Below are 16,482 nucleotides of genomic sequence, written 5' to 3' on the forward strand. Positions count from 1 at the left end.
TCTGAAAAGGATGATCTTCTGTTACTGCTGCCCTGTTGTATCATTAGCAGGAACCTGCTGTTGCTGCTGATTTTCCGGTGTGCTTTTGCCTTCCAGCTTGGCCAGCTTCTGCTTCGCTTCTTCTACAATTTCTGGGTTCGGGGCATTTGTAATGATAGAGTTAAGCGTTGAGGTTGCCTGGAACATCTCATTCTGTGCAGCATAGTTGTCAGCGATCAAAAGGAAAGTCTTGCCTAACCAGTAATCATAGTTAGAAAACCTGTTATTGAACTCAAAAGACTTATCCAGCGACTCCTTATACTTCTTCTGCTTAAATAGTATCTCCGACACCAAGTAGTGTGCCTCAGCACCATTCACATCAGAAGCTTCTTTGGCGGTCTCACTCAACTCCTTCAGTGCCTGATCCAGGCTGCCTTGCGCATATGTAGCCTTACCTCTGTAAAGCAGTGCTGTATTATAAGCGTTAAGAGAAGCATTTCCCTGGCTAATCAACTCATTGGCTACACGCTTCGTACCTGCATAATCATTAGTAACGAAGTAGCTCTTCATTAAACCTGTTAAAGCAGTCTGCTGCTCTTTACGGTTAGAGGCAAGGTCGCGCAGACGGCTATAATATTTAATAGCTTCTGGGTAGTTTTTCGCTTCAAATTCCAAGTCTGCTACACGCTGTATACCACGGTTCAGGTACTCTGACCTGTTTTCTGTGATTACCTCTTTCATGCGCTGCAAGCCTTCCTGCATACGGTTGGTGCGCAGGTAAGAATCGGCCAGGAAGTAGCGGGCATCAGGAACAAATGAACTTTTTGGATACTGTACTATAAACTTCTCAAACTTTGGTAGAGCCTGCTCATAGTTCTGAGCAAAGTATAAATTTTTGGCAGAGTTAAACTCAACACTTTCCAGCGCATCGCTTTCAGGGTTAGCTGACTTATACTTATCAAGGTATGTGTCGAATTCATTTGTACGGTTCTCGGCACCTAATACTTCTTGTAAGCTATATAGAGCACCGCTAGCTACCTTAGAGTCCGGGAATTCGTTAAGTACACGCTGCTGGTCGGCAATGGCTTGGTTGTTCTGGCCTAAGTTAGCGTAAGCTATACCACGTTTCTGCAAAGCGTTTGGTACAAGCCTGCTATTAGGCATATTGTTAATAAGCGTTGTAAAGCCTTTCACTGCAGCCTGGTAGTTTCCACCTTCAAAGTCGATCAGGGTGCGCTGGTACTGAGCTGCTTCAGCGTAACGCGACTGAGGAAACTTAGAAATTACTTCCTGTAAAGCTTCAGCTGCTCTGTCGTTACGGCCAGTTATACTGTTAATTACACCTTTTTGGAATAGTGCATAATCACGATCAGGAGAGCTGGAAGAAAGCACACGCTCATACAGTTTTAAGGCCTCATTGTAATTTTTACTTACATAATAAGTATCTGCCAGACGAAGTGTAGCATCGTTGTAATTCGGGTTACTTGGCTTAACAGCATCTAAGTAAGCCTTAAAATGCGTGAGGGCCTTATCATACTGCTTGGTGTTATAGTAAGCGTATCCAATGCCATAACGAGATTTAGTGTAATAATCCTCCTTAGCATTCTGCGTAGTACGGAAAACAGCGCCGTAGCTATTGATGGCATCTTGGTAACGCTGCCCAATGGAGTAAGCCTCACCTTTCACAAAGTGGCTGGCTGCTGTTACGTCTTTATCATAAGGGTACTGTAACGACTTGTCCAGCATAGCAACTGCCGCCGGAAATTTTGCATCGTTAAACAGGTTTACAGCATGGTAATACGTTACACGCTGATAGGTCTGAAGTATACGCCAGCTTTTCTTCTCCAGACTCTCTATATGGCGAATCGCATCTGCATAGTTGTTAGAGCCAAAGTATGACTCACTCAGCAATTTATCCGCTTCCTCAGCCTGACTGGAATTAGGGTAATTCTTGTTGAAATCTGCCAGTGAGTTAATCACTTCCCTAAAGTTACCCAGTTCGTAGTTTACCTGCGCATACTTTAATGTAGCAGCCTCTGTAACGTCCTTATCCAAATCGCTCTTTCTGGCTTGATCAAAGGCAGTTAAGGCAAATTGCTTGTTGTTTTCCTTTAAGTAACTGAGGCCAAGGTAATAGGCAGCATTTTGGCCTAAAGCATCCTTTTTAAGGGCAACAGCTTTAAAGTTAGTAATTGCCTCCTTAAAGTTATTGTTCTTATAGTCTGTAAAAGCAATCTTATACTGCACCACAGGGTCCATTGTTTTCTTGCCTTCAGCAAACTGATCAAAGTACTTATCAGCAGTCTTGTAGTCAGCTTTCTGATAATAGGCATCACCAACCAACAGTGCAATTTCATCGGCTTGCTGCACTGGCGGCTTTTTTGCCAGAGCTGCCTCACCATAACGTATTACCTCATACACGTCATTCTCCTTGTAAAGAATCTCCGTGATCATGTAAGGTACAATATTAGCGTAAGCCTCGTTTTTCTCAGCTACCTTCAGATCAGCTTTAGCTGCTGCGTAATCGCCTTTTCGATATGAAATATAACCAGCATAATAACTGGAGGCATAGGCAAATCGGTGCTCATCTTCTCTAAAGCCGGTAGTTTTATTTTTATCAAACCAAATTTTGGCGTTATCAAAATCCTTGGTGGCAAAGTATGAGTAGCCTAGTTTAAATTCCAGCTCTTTGTTTTGCTTTATACTTAGCAGGTGCGTCGGGGCCAGTTGTAGCAGTTCGGCTGCACGCTTGTAGTTTTTCTGTTCAAAGTAGTATAAACCTAGCTCGTAATTAGCCAAGGCAGTTTTAGGGTGCGTCGGAAAAGTCTTTGCAAAGTTCAGGATAAGCTGCTCTGCGTCGGGGTGCAGCAGGTATAAACCGCTTAGCGCGTAATAGTATTGTGCATCCGCAGTTTTAGCGTTGTCACCAATCAGGTTGATATACTTCCTGAAGGCTTCCTGAGCGGCACCATACTTTGCGCGGTCAAAAAGCTCCACCCCTTCGTGATAATAATTTTCACCAGAAGTAAAAGCCTGCGTGTGCTGCGCCACTACCACATGAGAGCCGCCGGCAAGTACCGAAGCAAGTGCAACTTTGTAAGCTAATTTCATATGTTTTTTATTACCCATCGGGATAACCAGATTTGTTCGTTAAAGTATAAAAAAGCGTTTACTACAGTTAAAAGTAAGCTTCTAAAGCAGTATACACTAATCTCAAAGTTACTAAAAAATTAGTAGCAGAAGCTGCCTTTAACGCTTTTCTTATAAAAGTAGTTAGCACACAAGTATCGCATAACACTAATATAAAGTATAAGAGCTCTAAATATTGTGTGCCGCAAAAACTTTAACAATTACGATGCAAGCGCCCTCGGTACTGGATGAAGAATTTTAAAAACCAGCTCGCGTAAAATATCTGCGTCAGACATATCGCCGCCCGTTATACCTTTCACTTGGAGATCAGCAACTCTGATAAAATGAATAATATCTACACAGCGAGGAGCCGGGTAGGCACGCATGGCATTCATGTAATCCTTTACTTTCCAGGCCTGATTGCCTAAGCTCTTCTTCAAGCCTGCTTCTGATTTATCGGCTTGTGTGTGCAGCGTCAGCAGTTTGGTAAAAAAATTAAAAAGCATTGACAGGTTCGGGATTAGCGGGTTATTTTTTGGGTTTGATTCAAAATAATGAATTATACGGTTAGCCTTAAGCGCATCGCGTGTGATAAGGGCTGCCTGTAGCTCAAAGATGTTATACTCTTTGCTGATACCCACATTCTCTTGTACTACACTTTCGTCTATAGTAGCGCCAGGACGCAGGTTGATCAAGAGCTTATCTATTTCGTTGGCTAAACGCGAAAGGTCCGACCCAATATATTCGCTGAGTAACTGTACAGCCTGTGGCGTGGCTTTTATACTTTTCTGTTTAAGGTAACTGGTAACCCAGGCAGGCACCTGGTTGTCGTAGAGCTTTTTGGTAGTAAGCAGCACTGCATGCTTGCTTACGGCCTTTGCCAGGCCTTTGCGACCATCCATTGTTTTATGCTTGTAGCAGAATACCAGTATAGTAGAAGGCAAGGGATTTTGAAGGTAAGCCTCCAACTGCTTCATTCCCTCCTCCTTTTCAATATCCTGAATGCTTTGCGCCTCCTTTACTATCACTACCGATCTCTCTGACATCATCGGATAACGCTTTGCCTGAAGTAGTACCGTTGATACATCTACATCCTTACCATACAATACCACTTGGTTAAAACCTTTTTCGTGTTCCTGTAGAGCGTGTTTTTCTATATACTCGGCAATGGTATCGATATAGAAAGACTCTTCGCCCTGTAAAAAGAATACAGGGGCAAACTGCCTTTGCTTAAGTTTTTCTAAAATGCCTTCGGGTGTCTGCGACATGATGGAGGATAATGTATAGTAGCTTAAAAGAATCAGAGCCTGTCAGCTCCTCTCCTACAAATTTAAGGCATCAGCAGGAAAATAAAAGCCCGAGTCTAAGTATTAGCTGATCTTTTAAGTGTAATGCCACAGTTATAAATCATACTTTACCAGATGCTTTCACCATAATTAGTCTAGGGATGCCATCGCCATAATAATCTGAAACACTATGATGCTCTACAAAACCTAGCTTTTTGTAAATGTTAATGCCTTGCTTATTATCCGGATGCACTGTTAAGTAGCTGGTATTAGCTCCTTTGGCCTCAACTTCTGCAAGTAAAGTATGAGTAAGCTTCTCTCCTATACCCTGTCCCCTATAAGCTAGTAATACACCCAGCGATAATAACCAAGCCTGCTTCGCTTCTGAATTATAATGCCCAATCGCATAGCCAACCACCTTATCATCAAGCAAAGCAACTTTAAACAAACCCTCTGTAATATCCAGCATTTGCCTTAATGCAAACAACGGATAAGTGTCTTCTCCGAATAAAGCTTCGTCAATCGCTTTAACAGCCTTTAAATCCTCTACAGTTGCTGCTCTTAAGTATAGTGCCATGATAATAAAGTATAAATAAAAAGTATAGCTTGTACATCCTCTTGCATATCTGGTGTAAGTATACTGTTGATTTACAAATGCACTCCAATAAACTGCTAACTCTTTTTTATATTTGCCTTGAACAGACAAACTGGTGTAAATGAATCTTATTGACGAATTGAGATGGAGAGGCATGCTCCACGATTTCATGCCGGGCACAGAGGAACAACTTGCCGCTGAAATGACAACAGGCTACATTGGCTTTGACCCAACGGCTAAATCTTTGCACATCGGTAACCTGGCTACTATCATGTTACTCGTACATCTTCAGCGTGCAGGCCATAAACCTGTAGCTTTGGTTGGTGGTGCAACAGGTATGATTGGCGACCCGTCAGGTAAATCAGCTGAGCGTAACCTGTTAGATGAAACAACACTACGTGAGAACCAGGAAGGTATAAAAAAACAATTAGAGAAGTTCTTGGATTTTAATTGCGGCGCAAATTCTGCAGAGATCGTGAATAATTACGATTGGTTCAAGGACTTCAGCTTCCTGGGCTTTTTACGTGAAGTGGGCAAGCACATTACTGTAAACTACATGATGAGCAAAGACTCCGTGAAGAAGCGCATTAGTGCAGACGAGGAAGGTGACCGTGCAGAAGGCCTATCTTATACTGAATTTGCTTACCAGCTGATACAGGGATACGACTTCTACCACCTTTTCAAAAACAAAAACGCAAAGCTGCAAATGGGTGCGTCTGACCAGTGGGGTAATATTACCACAGGCACAGAGTTGATTCGCCGCATGGATGGTGGTAAGGCTTTTGCTTTAGTAGGCAAACTGGTTACAAAATCAGACGGCACTAAGTTTGGCAAATCGGAAGGCGGCAATGTATGGCTCGACCCGAACTTTACCTCTCCTTACAAGTTTTACCAGTTCTGGCTAAACCTGTCAGATGAGGAGGCGGAAAAACTGATTAATGTGTATACTTTGCTTCCGGAAGATGAAATTGCACGATTGACAGAAGAGCACAAACTAGCCCCTCACCTGCGCGTTCTACAGAAAGCCTTGGCTAAAGATGTTACAATTCGTGTACATTCCGAAGAGGATTATAATTCTGCTGTAGAAGCCTCAGAAATTTTATTTGGGAAAGGCGATTTAAACACCTTAAAGGGCCTTAAGGAGGATGTTTTACTGTCTGTGTTCGAAGGCGTGCCTCAGATAGAGATACCCAAGGAAAGTTACGAAAGTGCGGGTACTGTAACCGACCTGCTTTCTGAAATTACAAGCGGCCAGATCTTCGACTCGAAAGGTGAAGCGAAGCGCATGATCAAAAACGGTGGTGTAAGTATAAACCGCCAGAAGATTGCCGGACCAGAAGATGCTGTAAACTTTGAATTATTGCAGGATAAGCACCTGGTAGTGCAGAAAGGGAAGAAAAACTACTATTTAATTATAGTTAAGTAATTGCAGATCAATAGCTTACAAATAAAAAAGGTGGCCTTTTCAGGTCACCTTTTTTATTTAATTTAGTCTGTCTGATTACTATTTTTGATCAGCAGTGCTGTTTTTCATGTCCTGAACTTCCTTACGGATGTCCTGAGCCATGTTTTTAAGATCCTGCATGCCTTTACGTACACGAGTACCTGCAGCAGCGTTACCTTTATCGTAGAATTTTTCGAAATCAGATTCCAACGACATTACAAGGTCTCTCAGTTTGCTAAAGTTGTTGTTCATTAGAGCTATTTGTTATAGTGAAACAATTGTTTTTACTGCTCTAATATACACATTTGTTACAAACAAGCAAAAATTAGCAATTTTTAATATATGCCTTTTAAGCCCGTTAGGCGGTAACAGCAGGACTTGCATACAAGCCTTTGTCCAATTTTTGTGCAATTTTCTCGAATGCATTGATGGTCTCTTCCACATCAGCTAAAGTATGTACAGCCGTAGGAATCAGGCGCAGCATGATCACGTCTTTAGGTACAACTGGATACACTACGATAGAGCAGAAAATGTTGTAGTTTTCGCGCAGGTCCAGTGTCAACTGAGTAGCATCCGGAATCTGACCGTTTAGGAATACAGGCGTAACCGGAGACTCTGTGCCACCAATGTTAAAGCCTTTCTCGCGCAGGCCAGACTGCAGTGCGTTTACCACCGTCCAAAGCTGTTCTTTCAGCTCTGGCTTGGTGCGCAGCAACTCTAAACGCTTAAGCGCACCAACAACAAGTGGCATTGGCAACGACTTAGCGAAAATTTGTGAACGCATGTTATAGCGTAGATACTCTACTACCTGCTCGTTAGATGCCACAAAGGCACCGATGCTAGCCATAGACTTGGCAAAAGTTGAGAAGTATACGTCAATACCATCCTGGCAACCTAAGTGCTCGCCAGTACCGGCACCAGTTTTACCCATTGTACCAAAGCCGTGGGCATCATCAACTAACAAACGGAAGTTGAATTTCTCTTTTAGCGCAACTACTTTATCCAGGCTACCCAGTTTACCAGACATTCCGAATACGCCTTCTGTAATAACAAGTATGGCACCGCCAGTATTCTCAGCCCAACGTGTTGCACGCTCCAGCTGCTTCTCCAGGCTTTCCATATCATTGTGGCCGTAAACAAAACGCTTGCCCTGGTGCAGACGCACACCATCAATTATACAGGCATGGGACTCCGCGTCATAAACGATAACATCGTGTCTGTCTACCAGCGCATCAATAATGGATACCACACCCTGATAACCGAAGTTAAGAAGTAAAGCATCAGGCTTCTGAACAAACTCAGCAAGCTCAGACTCCAGTTGCTCGTGCAGGTTAGAGTTACCTGACATAATTCGAGCACCCATTGGGTAAGCCATACCCCACTCTGCAGCAGCCTCAGCATCTGCCTTACGTACCTCTGGGTGGTTAGCAAGACCTAAATAGTTGTTTAAGCTCCAGGTAAGCACTTCTTTACCCCTAAATTTCATGCGCGGCGCAATCTCCCCCTCTAGCTTTGGAAATGTAAAATAGCCATGCGCGTAATGAGAGTGGCTTCCTAATGGACCTCTGTTGGTCAACAACTTTTCAAATAAATCCACTTGTGTAATAATTTGGTTATCAGAATAATTTCACGTTATAAATTGCATGCTTTACCCATTGCATGAAGTATAGCTACAAGTTTCGCAAATTTAGGCTTTTACATCATCATATACAATGTATATATACTATATCCGAAACACCTTTTTATACATACAACTTTTAACTTTGGCCTTAAACCGCTTTCTTTGAAGACTGAAATAAAAAAGCAACTGCATGAAAAAAATAAATAAGATACTGGTAGCCAACCGTGGTGAAATAGCCTTGCGTGTAATGCGCACAGCTAAAGAAATGGGAATCAAAACTGTGGCTGTATACAGTGAGGCTGATCGTAATGCGCTGCATGTTAGGTTTGCAGATGAAGCGGTTTGCGTGGGCGGTCCTAAATCAAGCGAATCATACTTGCGCGGCGATGTTATTGTTGAAGTTTGCAAGCAGTTAGATGTTGACGCTATTCATCCGGGCTACGGTTTCTTGTCAGAAAATGCAGGCTTTGCCAAAAAAGTAAAAGAAGCTGGATTGATATTTATCGGTCCGTCGCCGGAAGCTATTGAGTTAATGGGCAGCAAACTAGCCGCCAAAGCAGCAGTAGCCAAGTATAACATACCCATGGTACCTGGCACAGAGGATGCCATTACAGATGTAGAAGAGGCAAAACAGATTGCCAAACAAGTTGGTTTTCCTATACTTATTAAGGCAAGTGCAGGTGGCGGCGGTAAAGGCATGCGTGTAGTAGACAGTGTTGAGCAGTTCGAAGAACAGATGCAATTGGCTGTTAGCGAAGCAACATCTGCCTTCGGTGATGGCTCCGTTTTCATTGAAAAGTATATCGGTTCGCCGCGTCACATCGAGATACAGGTGCTTGGTGATACACATGGTAATATTATACACCTATTCGAGCGTGAGTGCTCTATTCAGCGTCGTCACCAGAAAGTAATTGAAGAAGCCCCTTCGGCTGTACTTACACCTGAACTGCGTGCAGAAATGGGACGTTGCGCTGTAAACGTAGCAAAAGCCTGCGACTATGTAGGAGCTGGTACTGTAGAGTTTCTGGTAGATGAGAATCTGAACTTTTACTTCCTGGAAATGAATACACGCTTGCAGGTAGAGCACCCCGTAACGGAACAAATAACAGGCCTAGACTTGGTAAAAGAGCAGATCTTGATTGCAGAGGACAACCCACTTAGTTTCGCACAGGAAGACTTAGAAATATACGGACACTCTTTAGAACTACGCGTTTATGCTGAAGATCCGACGAATAACTTCTTACCAGATATCGGAAGATTAGAAACTTATAAGCGTCCGCAAGGCTTAGGCGTGCGAGTAGATGATGGTTTTGAGCAAGGTATGGATATTCCGATTTATTACGACCCGATGATTGCAAAACTTGTAACGTTCGGTAAAGATCGTCAGGAAGCCATCGATAAAATGCTGCGTGCGATTGATGAGTACCAGATAACTGGTATTGAGACTACACTCCCATTTGGTAAGTATGTGTTGCAGCACGAAGCATTTGTAAGCGGCAACTTCGATACTAAATTTATTGAGCGTTATTACACACCGGATGTACTTAACCTACAACTTGATTCTGCAGCAGAAGAAATCGGTGTTGCGTTAACAGCCATGCTTTTAAATGATAGCAAGGGCAGAACAACAAACAATGCTACTACAAGCAACGGACAAAACGCATCTAACTGGAGAAAAAACAGAACAAAGTAAAAGTACAGTCCCAGAGCAAGTATAAAAAGAGAGGGTGCCATAAACTGGCACCCTCTCTTTTTATACTTGCTTATACTTTAAAGGCAAAGCAGCTATACTTAAATAAGATCGAAAAAGCTTTTGACACCTATGTTACGTTCTTTTGTAAAACCTTCTCCGTAGGTTACACCAATTGAGTGGCCCATTTCTTTAGCTCTTGCTTCTATAAACTCCAAAAACTCCGGAGAAGAAATGTAGGTATTCGGAGATGAATCGTCGGGATTGTAAAACTGCGACTTAAAAGCACGAATAGTCTCCATCTTTTTACCCCAATGTGCAGTTACATCAACTACAACATCCGGAGAAATAAAGCGATCTTGAATGTAGTGGTAAACAGCTTTAGGTCTCCAAGCTTCCTGATCTTCTCCTTTCTCATCTTGTGTTTTGATCATCTTCAGCCCAGACTTAAAGCATGATTCAGAAACCAAGTCAGCCCCTCTCTTATGATCAGGATGCCGATCATAAACCGCATTCATGATAACAAGTTCTGGTTTATACTTGCGTATCTTCTCTATAACCTTAAGTTGATGCTCTTTATCATTTTGAAAGAAACCATCTGCAAATCCAAGATTTTCACGAGCGGCTAAACCCATTATCTTGCTAGCGGCTTCAGCCTCCTCTATTCTCGTTTCCGGAGTTCCGCGTGTACCCAACTCACCTTGGGTTAAATCTACAATACCTACTTTTTTCCCATCTGCTACATGTGCTATCAATGTACCTGAGCAGCCAAGTTCAATATCATCCGGGTGTGAGGCAAAGGCAAGTATATCTAATTTCATAGGTTACAGTATAGTTATCTGATTCGGAGCTTACGTCCAACTCTTAAAGTAGTACGGGTACTGATTCCATTTAGCCTAGCAATTTGTGATGCAGATACGCCATATCTTTTACCGATACCAGATAATGTGTCGCCGCTTCTAACTGTGTGGTATGATGTTCTGCGGCCTGCGCTAGAACTACTTTTTGACCGATTATAATAGTTGAATAAAGCTGAAGTAATGACAAGGTTATCTCCTTTTATGAGGTAATCAGGAAAATCATACATGTTCTCTGGGTCAATTGGGTTACCCTGATACCGAACTTCGTAATGCAAGTGAGGACCTGAGCTACGTCCTGTACTTCCTCCTAATCCTATTAAGTCCCCGGCTTTAACAAATTGCCCTGTTTGTGCTATGGTTCTGCTCATATGTCCGTACAGCGTCTCCAACCCGTTATAATGGCGCACAACAATGTAATTACCATAGCCACCGCCATCCCACTTATTTATTCTGATTACACCATCAAATGCTGCGAAAATAGAGTCTCCAGTATTAAGATCAATGTCAGTGCCATAGTGCCAACGCCCGCTTCTGGCGCCAAAATGACTAGTTACAGGTGTTTCTACCAAAGGCATTTTGTAATTCCGGTTACTGCGAGGGTCATAAAGCTTAATATCAACAGTATCCTTCAGCTGACGGCCATCCATACGATAAGGGTTGATATTACGTGTGTCCCAAATGGCGTAATAACCTGCAATTCTGATCCATGTAGAGTCTACCAAGACTTCTTCAGACATTTCAACGATATGCTGCTCTCCAAGGTCTAACTCTGAAGTGTCTTCACTAACAATGGACAGCTCTTTCTTTGGGTTGAAGAAGATAGATTGATCAGCGTCAGAGTTTTCATCAGGGAATTCGTCATACTTAATAAGTATAGCCGTATCTGGCCTGACATACTGTATTTTAGGAGACTTTGTCTTAAACAGGTCTTTAACCTTACCCTGCGCAACTGCTTCAGAAAAGTTGCCTACAAAGCAGCATAAGAAAAATACCAGAAATAAGGGTAATCGTAATTTTGACATACCTTTCATTTTAGCTTACCGCTATTTATTGCTTTCGCATGATAAACTTTAGTAAAGCTATTTTATTGTAATGCTCCAGACACCGAGCTATAAATTATAGTGCAATTACAGGAGCTACTCATTTAGAATTTAGTGCAAATCGTTGGCAGCTAAGTAACGTTCTGCATCAAGAGCAGCCATACAACCTGTGCCTGCTGCAGTTACAGCCTGTCGGTATGTAAAATCCTGCACGTCGCCACATGCAAAAACGCCATCAATATTTGTTTTCGATGTCCCAGGAATTGTTCGGATATAACCGTTTTCATCCAGGTTAAGGAATTCTTTAAATATATCGGAGTTCGGTTTATGACCAATAGCAACAAAGAAGCCTTTAACAGGTATTTCACGCATTTCACCAGATACCACATTTTTCACGCGAACTCCCTCAACGGTTTGATCACCTAAAATTTCATCTGTAACTGAATTCCATAAAATTTCTATGTTTTTGGTCTTTTTCACGCGCTCCTGCATAATAGTAGAGGCACGCATTTCATCGCGGCGTACAATCATATATACTTTCGTGCAAAGATTGGCAAGGTAAGTGGCCTCTTCAGCAGCTGTATCACCAGCACCCACAATAGCCACATCCTGTCCTCTATAAAAGAAACCGTCACATACGGCACAAGCAGAAACACCGCTACCATTCAACCTAGACTCAGAGTCCAACCCAAGCCATTTGGCAGATGCACCAGTAGAAATAATAACAGTATGCGCTTCAATTACCTTCTGATCATCGATAGTTACTTTGTGAGGCTGCGACGAAAAATCAACAGCTGTAGCAATACCATACCGTACATCTGTGCCAAATCGTTCTGCCTGTTTCCTGAAGTCTTCCATCATCTCAGGGCCCATAACACCCTCAGGATAACCAGGATAATTCTCTACATCATTAGTTATAGTTAACTGACCACCTGGTTGCAAACCTTGATATAGAACTGGACTAAGCCCAGCTCTAGAAGCATATATTGCAGCTGTATAACCAGCAGGACCAGAACCAATGATCAGGCATTTTACTTTTTCTATTTCCATTTTTATTTAAGTGCTGAAGAATTTTGGTTGCAAGTATACAAAATTTCTAGCCTATGCCTTCATTTGAGCTTGCAAAATTGTACTGCTTGCCACATAAAAAAAGCCCTGCCATTCCTGACAGGGCTTTTTTTATGTGCAATGTTATTAACCTAAGTATGGCTTAAGCGCTTTACTTCTGGATGTATGACGAAGTCTTCTTATCGCTTTTTCTTTGATCTGGCGAACACGCTCACGTGTTAGATTAAACTTCTCTCCTATTTCCTCTAGTGTTAACGAATGCTCTCCGTTAAGGCCAAAGTATAACGTAATTACATCAGCCTCTCTTTTGGTAAGTGTCGAAAGCGCACGCTGTACCTCTTTACGAAGCGAATCGTTCATCAAACCAGTGTCTGGAGACTCTTCATCTTCATTTTCTAGTACGTCTAGCAGGCGGTTTTCCTCACCTTGCACAAACGGTGCATCCACAGATACATGGCGACCTGATATTTTAAGAGTGTCAACTACCTCGGCAGTAGTTAATTCTAGTACTTCGGCAATTTCTTCAGGCGATGGCTCACGCTCAAACTTCTGTTCAAGCTCTGAGAATGATTTAGAGATTTTGTTTAGTGATCCAACACGGTTAAGCGGAAGTCGTACTATACGCGACTGCTCTGCCAAAGCCTGTAAAATTGATTGGCGAATCCACCATACGGCATAAGAAATAAACTTAAAACCACGTGTTTCATCGAAGCGTTTGGCTGCTTTAATCAGGCCCAGGTTACCTTCATTGATAAGGTCACCTAAAGAAAGGCCTTGGTTTTGATACTGCTTAGCCACCGATACTACGAAACGCAAGTTGGCTTTTGTTAACTTCTCAAGCGCAAACTGATCTCCTTCTTTAATTCTCTGTGCCAAAGACACCTCTTCGTCCGGAGTAAGCAAATCTACTTTACCAATCTCCTGCAGGTATTTGTCCAGCGATTGGCTTTCACGGTTGGTTATCTGTTTGCTTATCTTGAGTTGTCTCATCAGAGTATATTGTTATTGCAAAAAATGTTAAAATTTGGTATTTGGCTCGGTGACTTAACATCAAAAAACCGCGCAAAGTTCTTACATCTTCTAAATAAAATCAAGACGTTTTTATTTGCACAGTAAAAAAGAAAAAAACTCTTGGCGCCTTATTACCACAAAAGGTAAGACACCAAGAGTTTAAACTAAAATTTATTGTTGCTGAGAAGCCTCTGGTTTAGGTAGTATAGCCTTACGAGAAAGCTTGAATTTACCAGTCTTCTTATCGACATCGATAAGTTTAACTTTAACTTCCTCTCCTATCTCAAGTACACCGTCCATTGTTTCAAGGCGCTCGTGCTTAATTTCAGAGATATGAAGTAAGCCGTCTTTACCTGACATAAACTCTACGAAGGCTCCGTAAGGCTGAATTGATTTAACCTTTCCGATGTATACTTCCCCGATCTCAGGCTGGGCTACAATTGCTTTAATCTTAGAAACCGCACTGTCCATGGCATCCTGGTTATTAGCAAAGATGTTAACATGGCCTTTCTCGTTTTTCTCTTCGATAATTATCGTAGCACCAGTATCTTTCTGGATCTGCTGGATTACTTTACCACCTGGTCCGATAACAGCACCAATAAATTCTTTATCGATAACTATGTTGTAAGAACGTGGTGTATGTGGTTTGTAATCTGCATTAGGCTCAGAAATAGTTTTAGACATCTCGTTGAGGATGTGCAGACGGCCTGCGTTAGCCTGAGCAAGTGCCTGGCTAAGCACGTCGTAAGATAATCCGTGCACCTTAATGTCCATTTGGCAAGCTGTGATACCATTTCTAGTACCAGCAACTTTAAAGTCCATATCGCCTAAGTGATCTTCATCACCTAAAATATCAGAAAGAACAGCGAACTTACCTGATTTCTCGTCGGTAATTAAACCCATAGCGATACCAGATACAGCACCTTTAACAGGTACACCTGCATCCATAAGTGCCAGAGAGCCGGCACAAACAGTAGCCATAGAAGAAGAACCGTTAGATTCCAGAATATCAGAAACGATACGTATTGTATATGGGTTCTCAGACTCTGAAGGAAGTACTTTCTTCAGAGCACGTAAGGCCAAGTTACCATGCCCAATCTCACGACGGCCTGGCCCTCTATTTGGTCTTACCTCACCAGTAGAGAAAGCAGGGAAGTTATAGTGTAATAAGAATTTATTTGTACCTGAAATCATGGCACTGTCGATCAATTGCTCGTCGAGTTTAGTTCCAAGAGTTACAGTTGTTAAAGATTGTGTTTCGCCACGTGTAAACACCGCAGATCCATGCGTAGCTGGCAAGTAGTTAACCTCAGACCAGATTGGACGAATTTGATCTAATGCACGGCCATCCAAACGCATTCTATCGTTCAGAATCATGTTGCGCACAGCTTCTTTCTCTACATCGTGGAAGTATGTTTTGATCAGCGTCATGTCATACTCATGGTCTTCACCAAGTGACGCCACAAACTCTTCTAAAACAGAAGCAAAGCCTTCTTTGCGATCAGATTTAACGTCGCTGCCTCTTTTAGCAACTTCATAAGCTTTTGCATAAGTAGCTTCGTATACTTTCTGGCGCAGTTCTTCATTATGAGTTTCATGTGAGTACTCACGCTTCACAGTCTTGCCTACTAATTCAGTTAACTCGATCTGTGCCTGGCAATGCACTTTAATGGCATCGTGTGCAAACTGAATTGCTTCCAGCATCTCTGCCTCAGAAACCTCATTCATTTCGCCCTCTACCATCACAACGCTATCAATAGACGCACCTACCATCAGGTCGATATCAGCTCTTTGCAGGTCTGTAACAGTTGGGTTGATAATCAGTTGTCCATCGATACGAGCTACGCGAACTTCAGAGATTGGCCCGTTGAAAGGTATGTCAGAAACTGCCAATGCAGCTGAAGCAGCAAGTGCTGCAAGCGCATCTGGCATGATCTCCGTATCAGCAGAGATCAGGTGTATAGTCATTTGGGTCTCAGCATGGTAATCGTCCGGGAAAAGCGGGCGCAATACGCGGTCAACTAAGCGAGACACTAATACTTCATAATCAGATAATCTTGCTTCTCTTTTCAGGAAGCCTCCAGGTATTTTACCTGAAGATGCAAACTTTTCCTGATAGTCTACAGAAAGAGGCAAGAAGTCAACTCCCTCACGGGCATCTTTATTCGAAACAACCGCAGCTAGCAGCATGGTGTTACCCATTTTAACTACTACAGATCCGTCGGCTTGTTTGGCTAGTTTACCAGTTTCAATTGTTATCTCCCTGCCATCAGGAAGAAGAATGGTTTTGTTAATCGCTTTGTAAGACATCTTCAATTATTTTTACATCTAAAAACAGGGCTGCCCTTTGCGGCCACTGTCGGGTACTGGCAAAAAGGAGGAAAGAGAGGGTACTTAGAAAAAGATTAGGGAATCCCCATTGTGAATTCCCTAACTTGAAAGCTTTATTTTCTGATACCAAGCTCAGCAATAATTGCTCTGTATCTTTCAATGTCGTTCTTCTGAAGGTAGTTAAGAAGTCTTCTTCTTTTACCTACCAGCTTCAACAGGCCTAAACGAGTAGAGAAGTCTTTTCTGTGAACTTTAAGGTGCTCTGTAAGATCAGCAATGCGCGTAGTGAACAGCGCAATCTGAGCTTCTGGAGAACCTGTGTCAGTCTTAGACTTTGCCAGGCCGTGCTTTTCAAAAATTTCTTGTTTCGCTTCAGTAGTTAATTTCATTGCGTATAATAAATATCAATCTGTGTTTTTTCGTTCGTA

At 42.4% G+C, this 16,482-nt stretch carries 13 protein-coding genes; 2 read left to right on the forward strand and 11 right to left on the reverse strand.

What is annotated here, in order from left to right:
* Positions 1 to 21 precede the first annotated feature (21 nt).
* The 3 genes from WG943_RS10270 to WG943_RS10280 all read right to left on the reverse strand — a co-directional run bounded on the left by WG943_RS10270 (position 22) and on the right by WG943_RS10280 (position 4,971).
* Positions 22 to 3,090, reverse strand: coding sequence for a tetratricopeptide repeat protein (locus tag WG943_RS10270; RefSeq protein ID WP_340408727.1), 3,069 nt, complete (start codon positions 3,088 to 3,090; stop codon positions 22 to 24).
* Between the two features lie 239 nt (positions 3,091 to 3,329).
* Positions 3,330 to 4,376 (reverse strand): DNA polymerase III subunit delta, encoded by a 1,047-nt coding sequence (holA, locus tag WG943_RS10275; RefSeq protein ID WP_340408729.1) that lies wholly within the window; start codon positions 4,374 to 4,376, stop codon positions 3,330 to 3,332.
* 139 nt (positions 4,377 to 4,515) lie between these two features.
* The gene (locus tag WG943_RS10280) at positions 4,516 to 4,971 is read right to left on the reverse strand and encodes a GNAT family N-acetyltransferase (protein WP_340408731.1); all 456 of its coding nucleotides are present in this window, start codon (positions 4,969 to 4,971) and stop codon (positions 4,516 to 4,518) included.
* Positions 4,972 to 5,110: 139 nt separating this feature from the next.
* Here WG943_RS10280 and tyrS point away from each other — a divergent pair, with 139 nt between their 5' ends.
* Entirely contained in the window at positions 5,111 to 6,415 is a 1,305-nt protein-coding gene (gene tyrS / locus WG943_RS10285; RefSeq protein WP_340408733.1) for a tyrosine--tRNA ligase, read from the forward strand.
* Positions 6,416 to 6,493: 78 nt separating this feature from the next.
* On the opposite strand, the gene WG943_RS10290 is transcribed toward tyrS, so the two are convergent.
* Entirely contained in the window at positions 6,494 to 6,685 is a 192-nt protein-coding gene (locus WG943_RS10290; protein WP_340408734.1) for a histone H1, read from the reverse strand.
* A 106-nt stretch (positions 6,686 to 6,791) separates the two neighbouring features.
* A complete protein-coding gene (locus WG943_RS10295; protein ID WP_340408735.1) occupies positions 6,792 to 8,030 on the reverse strand; it encodes an aminotransferase class I/II-fold pyridoxal phosphate-dependent enzyme in 1,239 nt (412 codons plus the stop codon).
* 214 nt (positions 8,031 to 8,244) lie between these two features.
* Here WG943_RS10295 and accC point away from each other — a divergent pair, with 214 nt between their 5' ends.
* Positions 8,245 to 9,747 carry an acetyl-CoA carboxylase biotin carboxylase subunit gene (gene accC, locus WG943_RS10300; protein WP_340408737.1) on the forward strand — a complete coding sequence of 501 codons (1,503 nt, stop codon included), beginning with the start codon at positions 8,245 to 8,247 and terminating at the stop codon, positions 9,745 to 9,747.
* Between the two features lie 98 nt (positions 9,748 to 9,845).
* On the opposite strand, the gene bshB1 is transcribed toward accC, so the two are convergent.
* From bshB1 to rpsO, 6 genes are all read right to left on the reverse strand, one after another.
* Positions 9,846 to 10,565: a bacillithiol biosynthesis deacetylase BshB1 gene (bshB1, locus tag WG943_RS10305; RefSeq protein WP_340408739.1), complete on the reverse strand. Its 720-nt coding sequence runs from the start codon at positions 10,563 to 10,565 to the stop codon at positions 9,846 to 9,848.
* A gap of 14 nt (positions 10,566 to 10,579) precedes the next feature.
* Positions 10,580 to 11,626 carry a M23 family metallopeptidase gene (locus tag WG943_RS10310; protein WP_340408740.1) on the reverse strand — a complete coding sequence of 349 codons (1,047 nt, stop codon included), beginning with the start codon at positions 11,624 to 11,626 and terminating at the stop codon, positions 10,580 to 10,582.
* A gap of 129 nt (positions 11,627 to 11,755) precedes the next feature.
* Positions 11,756 to 12,694, reverse strand: coding sequence for a thioredoxin-disulfide reductase (trxB, locus tag WG943_RS10315; protein ID WP_340408741.1), 939 nt, complete (start codon positions 12,692 to 12,694; stop codon positions 11,756 to 11,758).
* Positions 12,695 to 12,838: 144 nt separating this feature from the next.
* Complete coding sequence (locus WG943_RS10320; RefSeq protein WP_007656436.1) at positions 12,839 to 13,702, reverse strand: sigma-70 family RNA polymerase sigma factor; 864 nt, start codon at positions 13,700 to 13,702, stop codon at positions 12,839 to 12,841.
* Between the two features lie 192 nt (positions 13,703 to 13,894).
* On the reverse strand, positions 13,895 to 16,033 hold the full coding sequence (gene pnp, locus WG943_RS10325; protein ID WP_340408744.1) for a polyribonucleotide nucleotidyltransferase: 2,139 nt from the start codon (positions 16,031 to 16,033) through the stop codon (positions 13,895 to 13,897).
* A gap of 134 nt (positions 16,034 to 16,167) precedes the next feature.
* Positions 16,168 to 16,443, reverse strand: coding sequence for a 30S ribosomal protein S15 (gene rpsO, locus WG943_RS10330; RefSeq protein ID WP_340408746.1), 276 nt, complete (start codon positions 16,441 to 16,443; stop codon positions 16,168 to 16,170).
* Positions 16,444 to 16,482: the final 39 nt, after the last annotated feature.

Origin of the sequence: Pontibacter sp. H249 (assembly GCF_037892465.1) — a bacterium.
In the GTDB taxonomy this organism is placed as follows: Bacteria; Bacteroidota; Bacteroidia; order Cytophagales; family Hymenobacteraceae; genus Pontibacter.

Bases quoted from the DNA above. Each gene is read 5' to 3' on its own strand.
- WG943_RS10270 (WP_340408727.1), bottom strand. From the start codon at position 3,090: ATGAAATTAGCTTACAAAGTTGCACTTGCTTCGGTACTTGCCGGCGGC.
- holA (WP_340408729.1), bottom strand. From the start codon at position 4,376: ATGTCGCAGACACCCGAAGGCATTTTAGAAAAACTTAAGCAAAGGCAG.
- WG943_RS10280 (WP_340408731.1), bottom strand. From the start codon at position 4,971: ATGGCACTATACTTAAGAGCAGCAACTGTAGAGGATTTAAAGGCTGTT.
- tyrS (WP_340408733.1), top strand. From the start codon at position 5,111: ATGAATCTTATTGACGAATTGAGATGGAGAGGCATGCTCCACGATTTC.
- WG943_RS10290 (WP_340408734.1), bottom strand. From the start codon at position 6,685: ATGAACAACAACTTTAGCAAACTGAGAGACCTTGTAATGTCGTTGGAA.
- accC (WP_340408737.1), top strand. From the start codon at position 8,245: ATGAAAAAAATAAATAAGATACTGGTAGCCAACCGTGGTGAAATAGCC.
- bshB1 (WP_340408739.1), bottom strand. From the start codon at position 10,565: ATGAAATTAGATATACTTGCCTTTGCCTCACACCCGGATGATATTGAA.
- WG943_RS10310 (WP_340408740.1), bottom strand. From the start codon at position 11,626: ATGTCAAAATTACGATTACCCTTATTTCTGGTATTTTTCTTATGCTGC.
- trxB (WP_340408741.1), bottom strand. From the start codon at position 12,694: ATGGAAATAGAAAAAGTAAAATGCCTGATCATTGGTTCTGGTCCTGCT.
- WG943_RS10320 (WP_007656436.1), bottom strand. From the start codon at position 13,702: ATGAGACAACTCAAGATAAGCAAACAGATAACCAACCGTGAAAGCCAA.
- pnp (WP_340408744.1), bottom strand. From the start codon at position 16,033: ATGTCTTACAAAGCGATTAACAAAACCATTCTTCTTCCTGATGGCAGG.
- rpsO (WP_340408746.1), bottom strand. From the start codon at position 16,443: ATGAAATTAACTACTGAAGCGAAACAAGAAATTTTTGAAAAGCACGGC.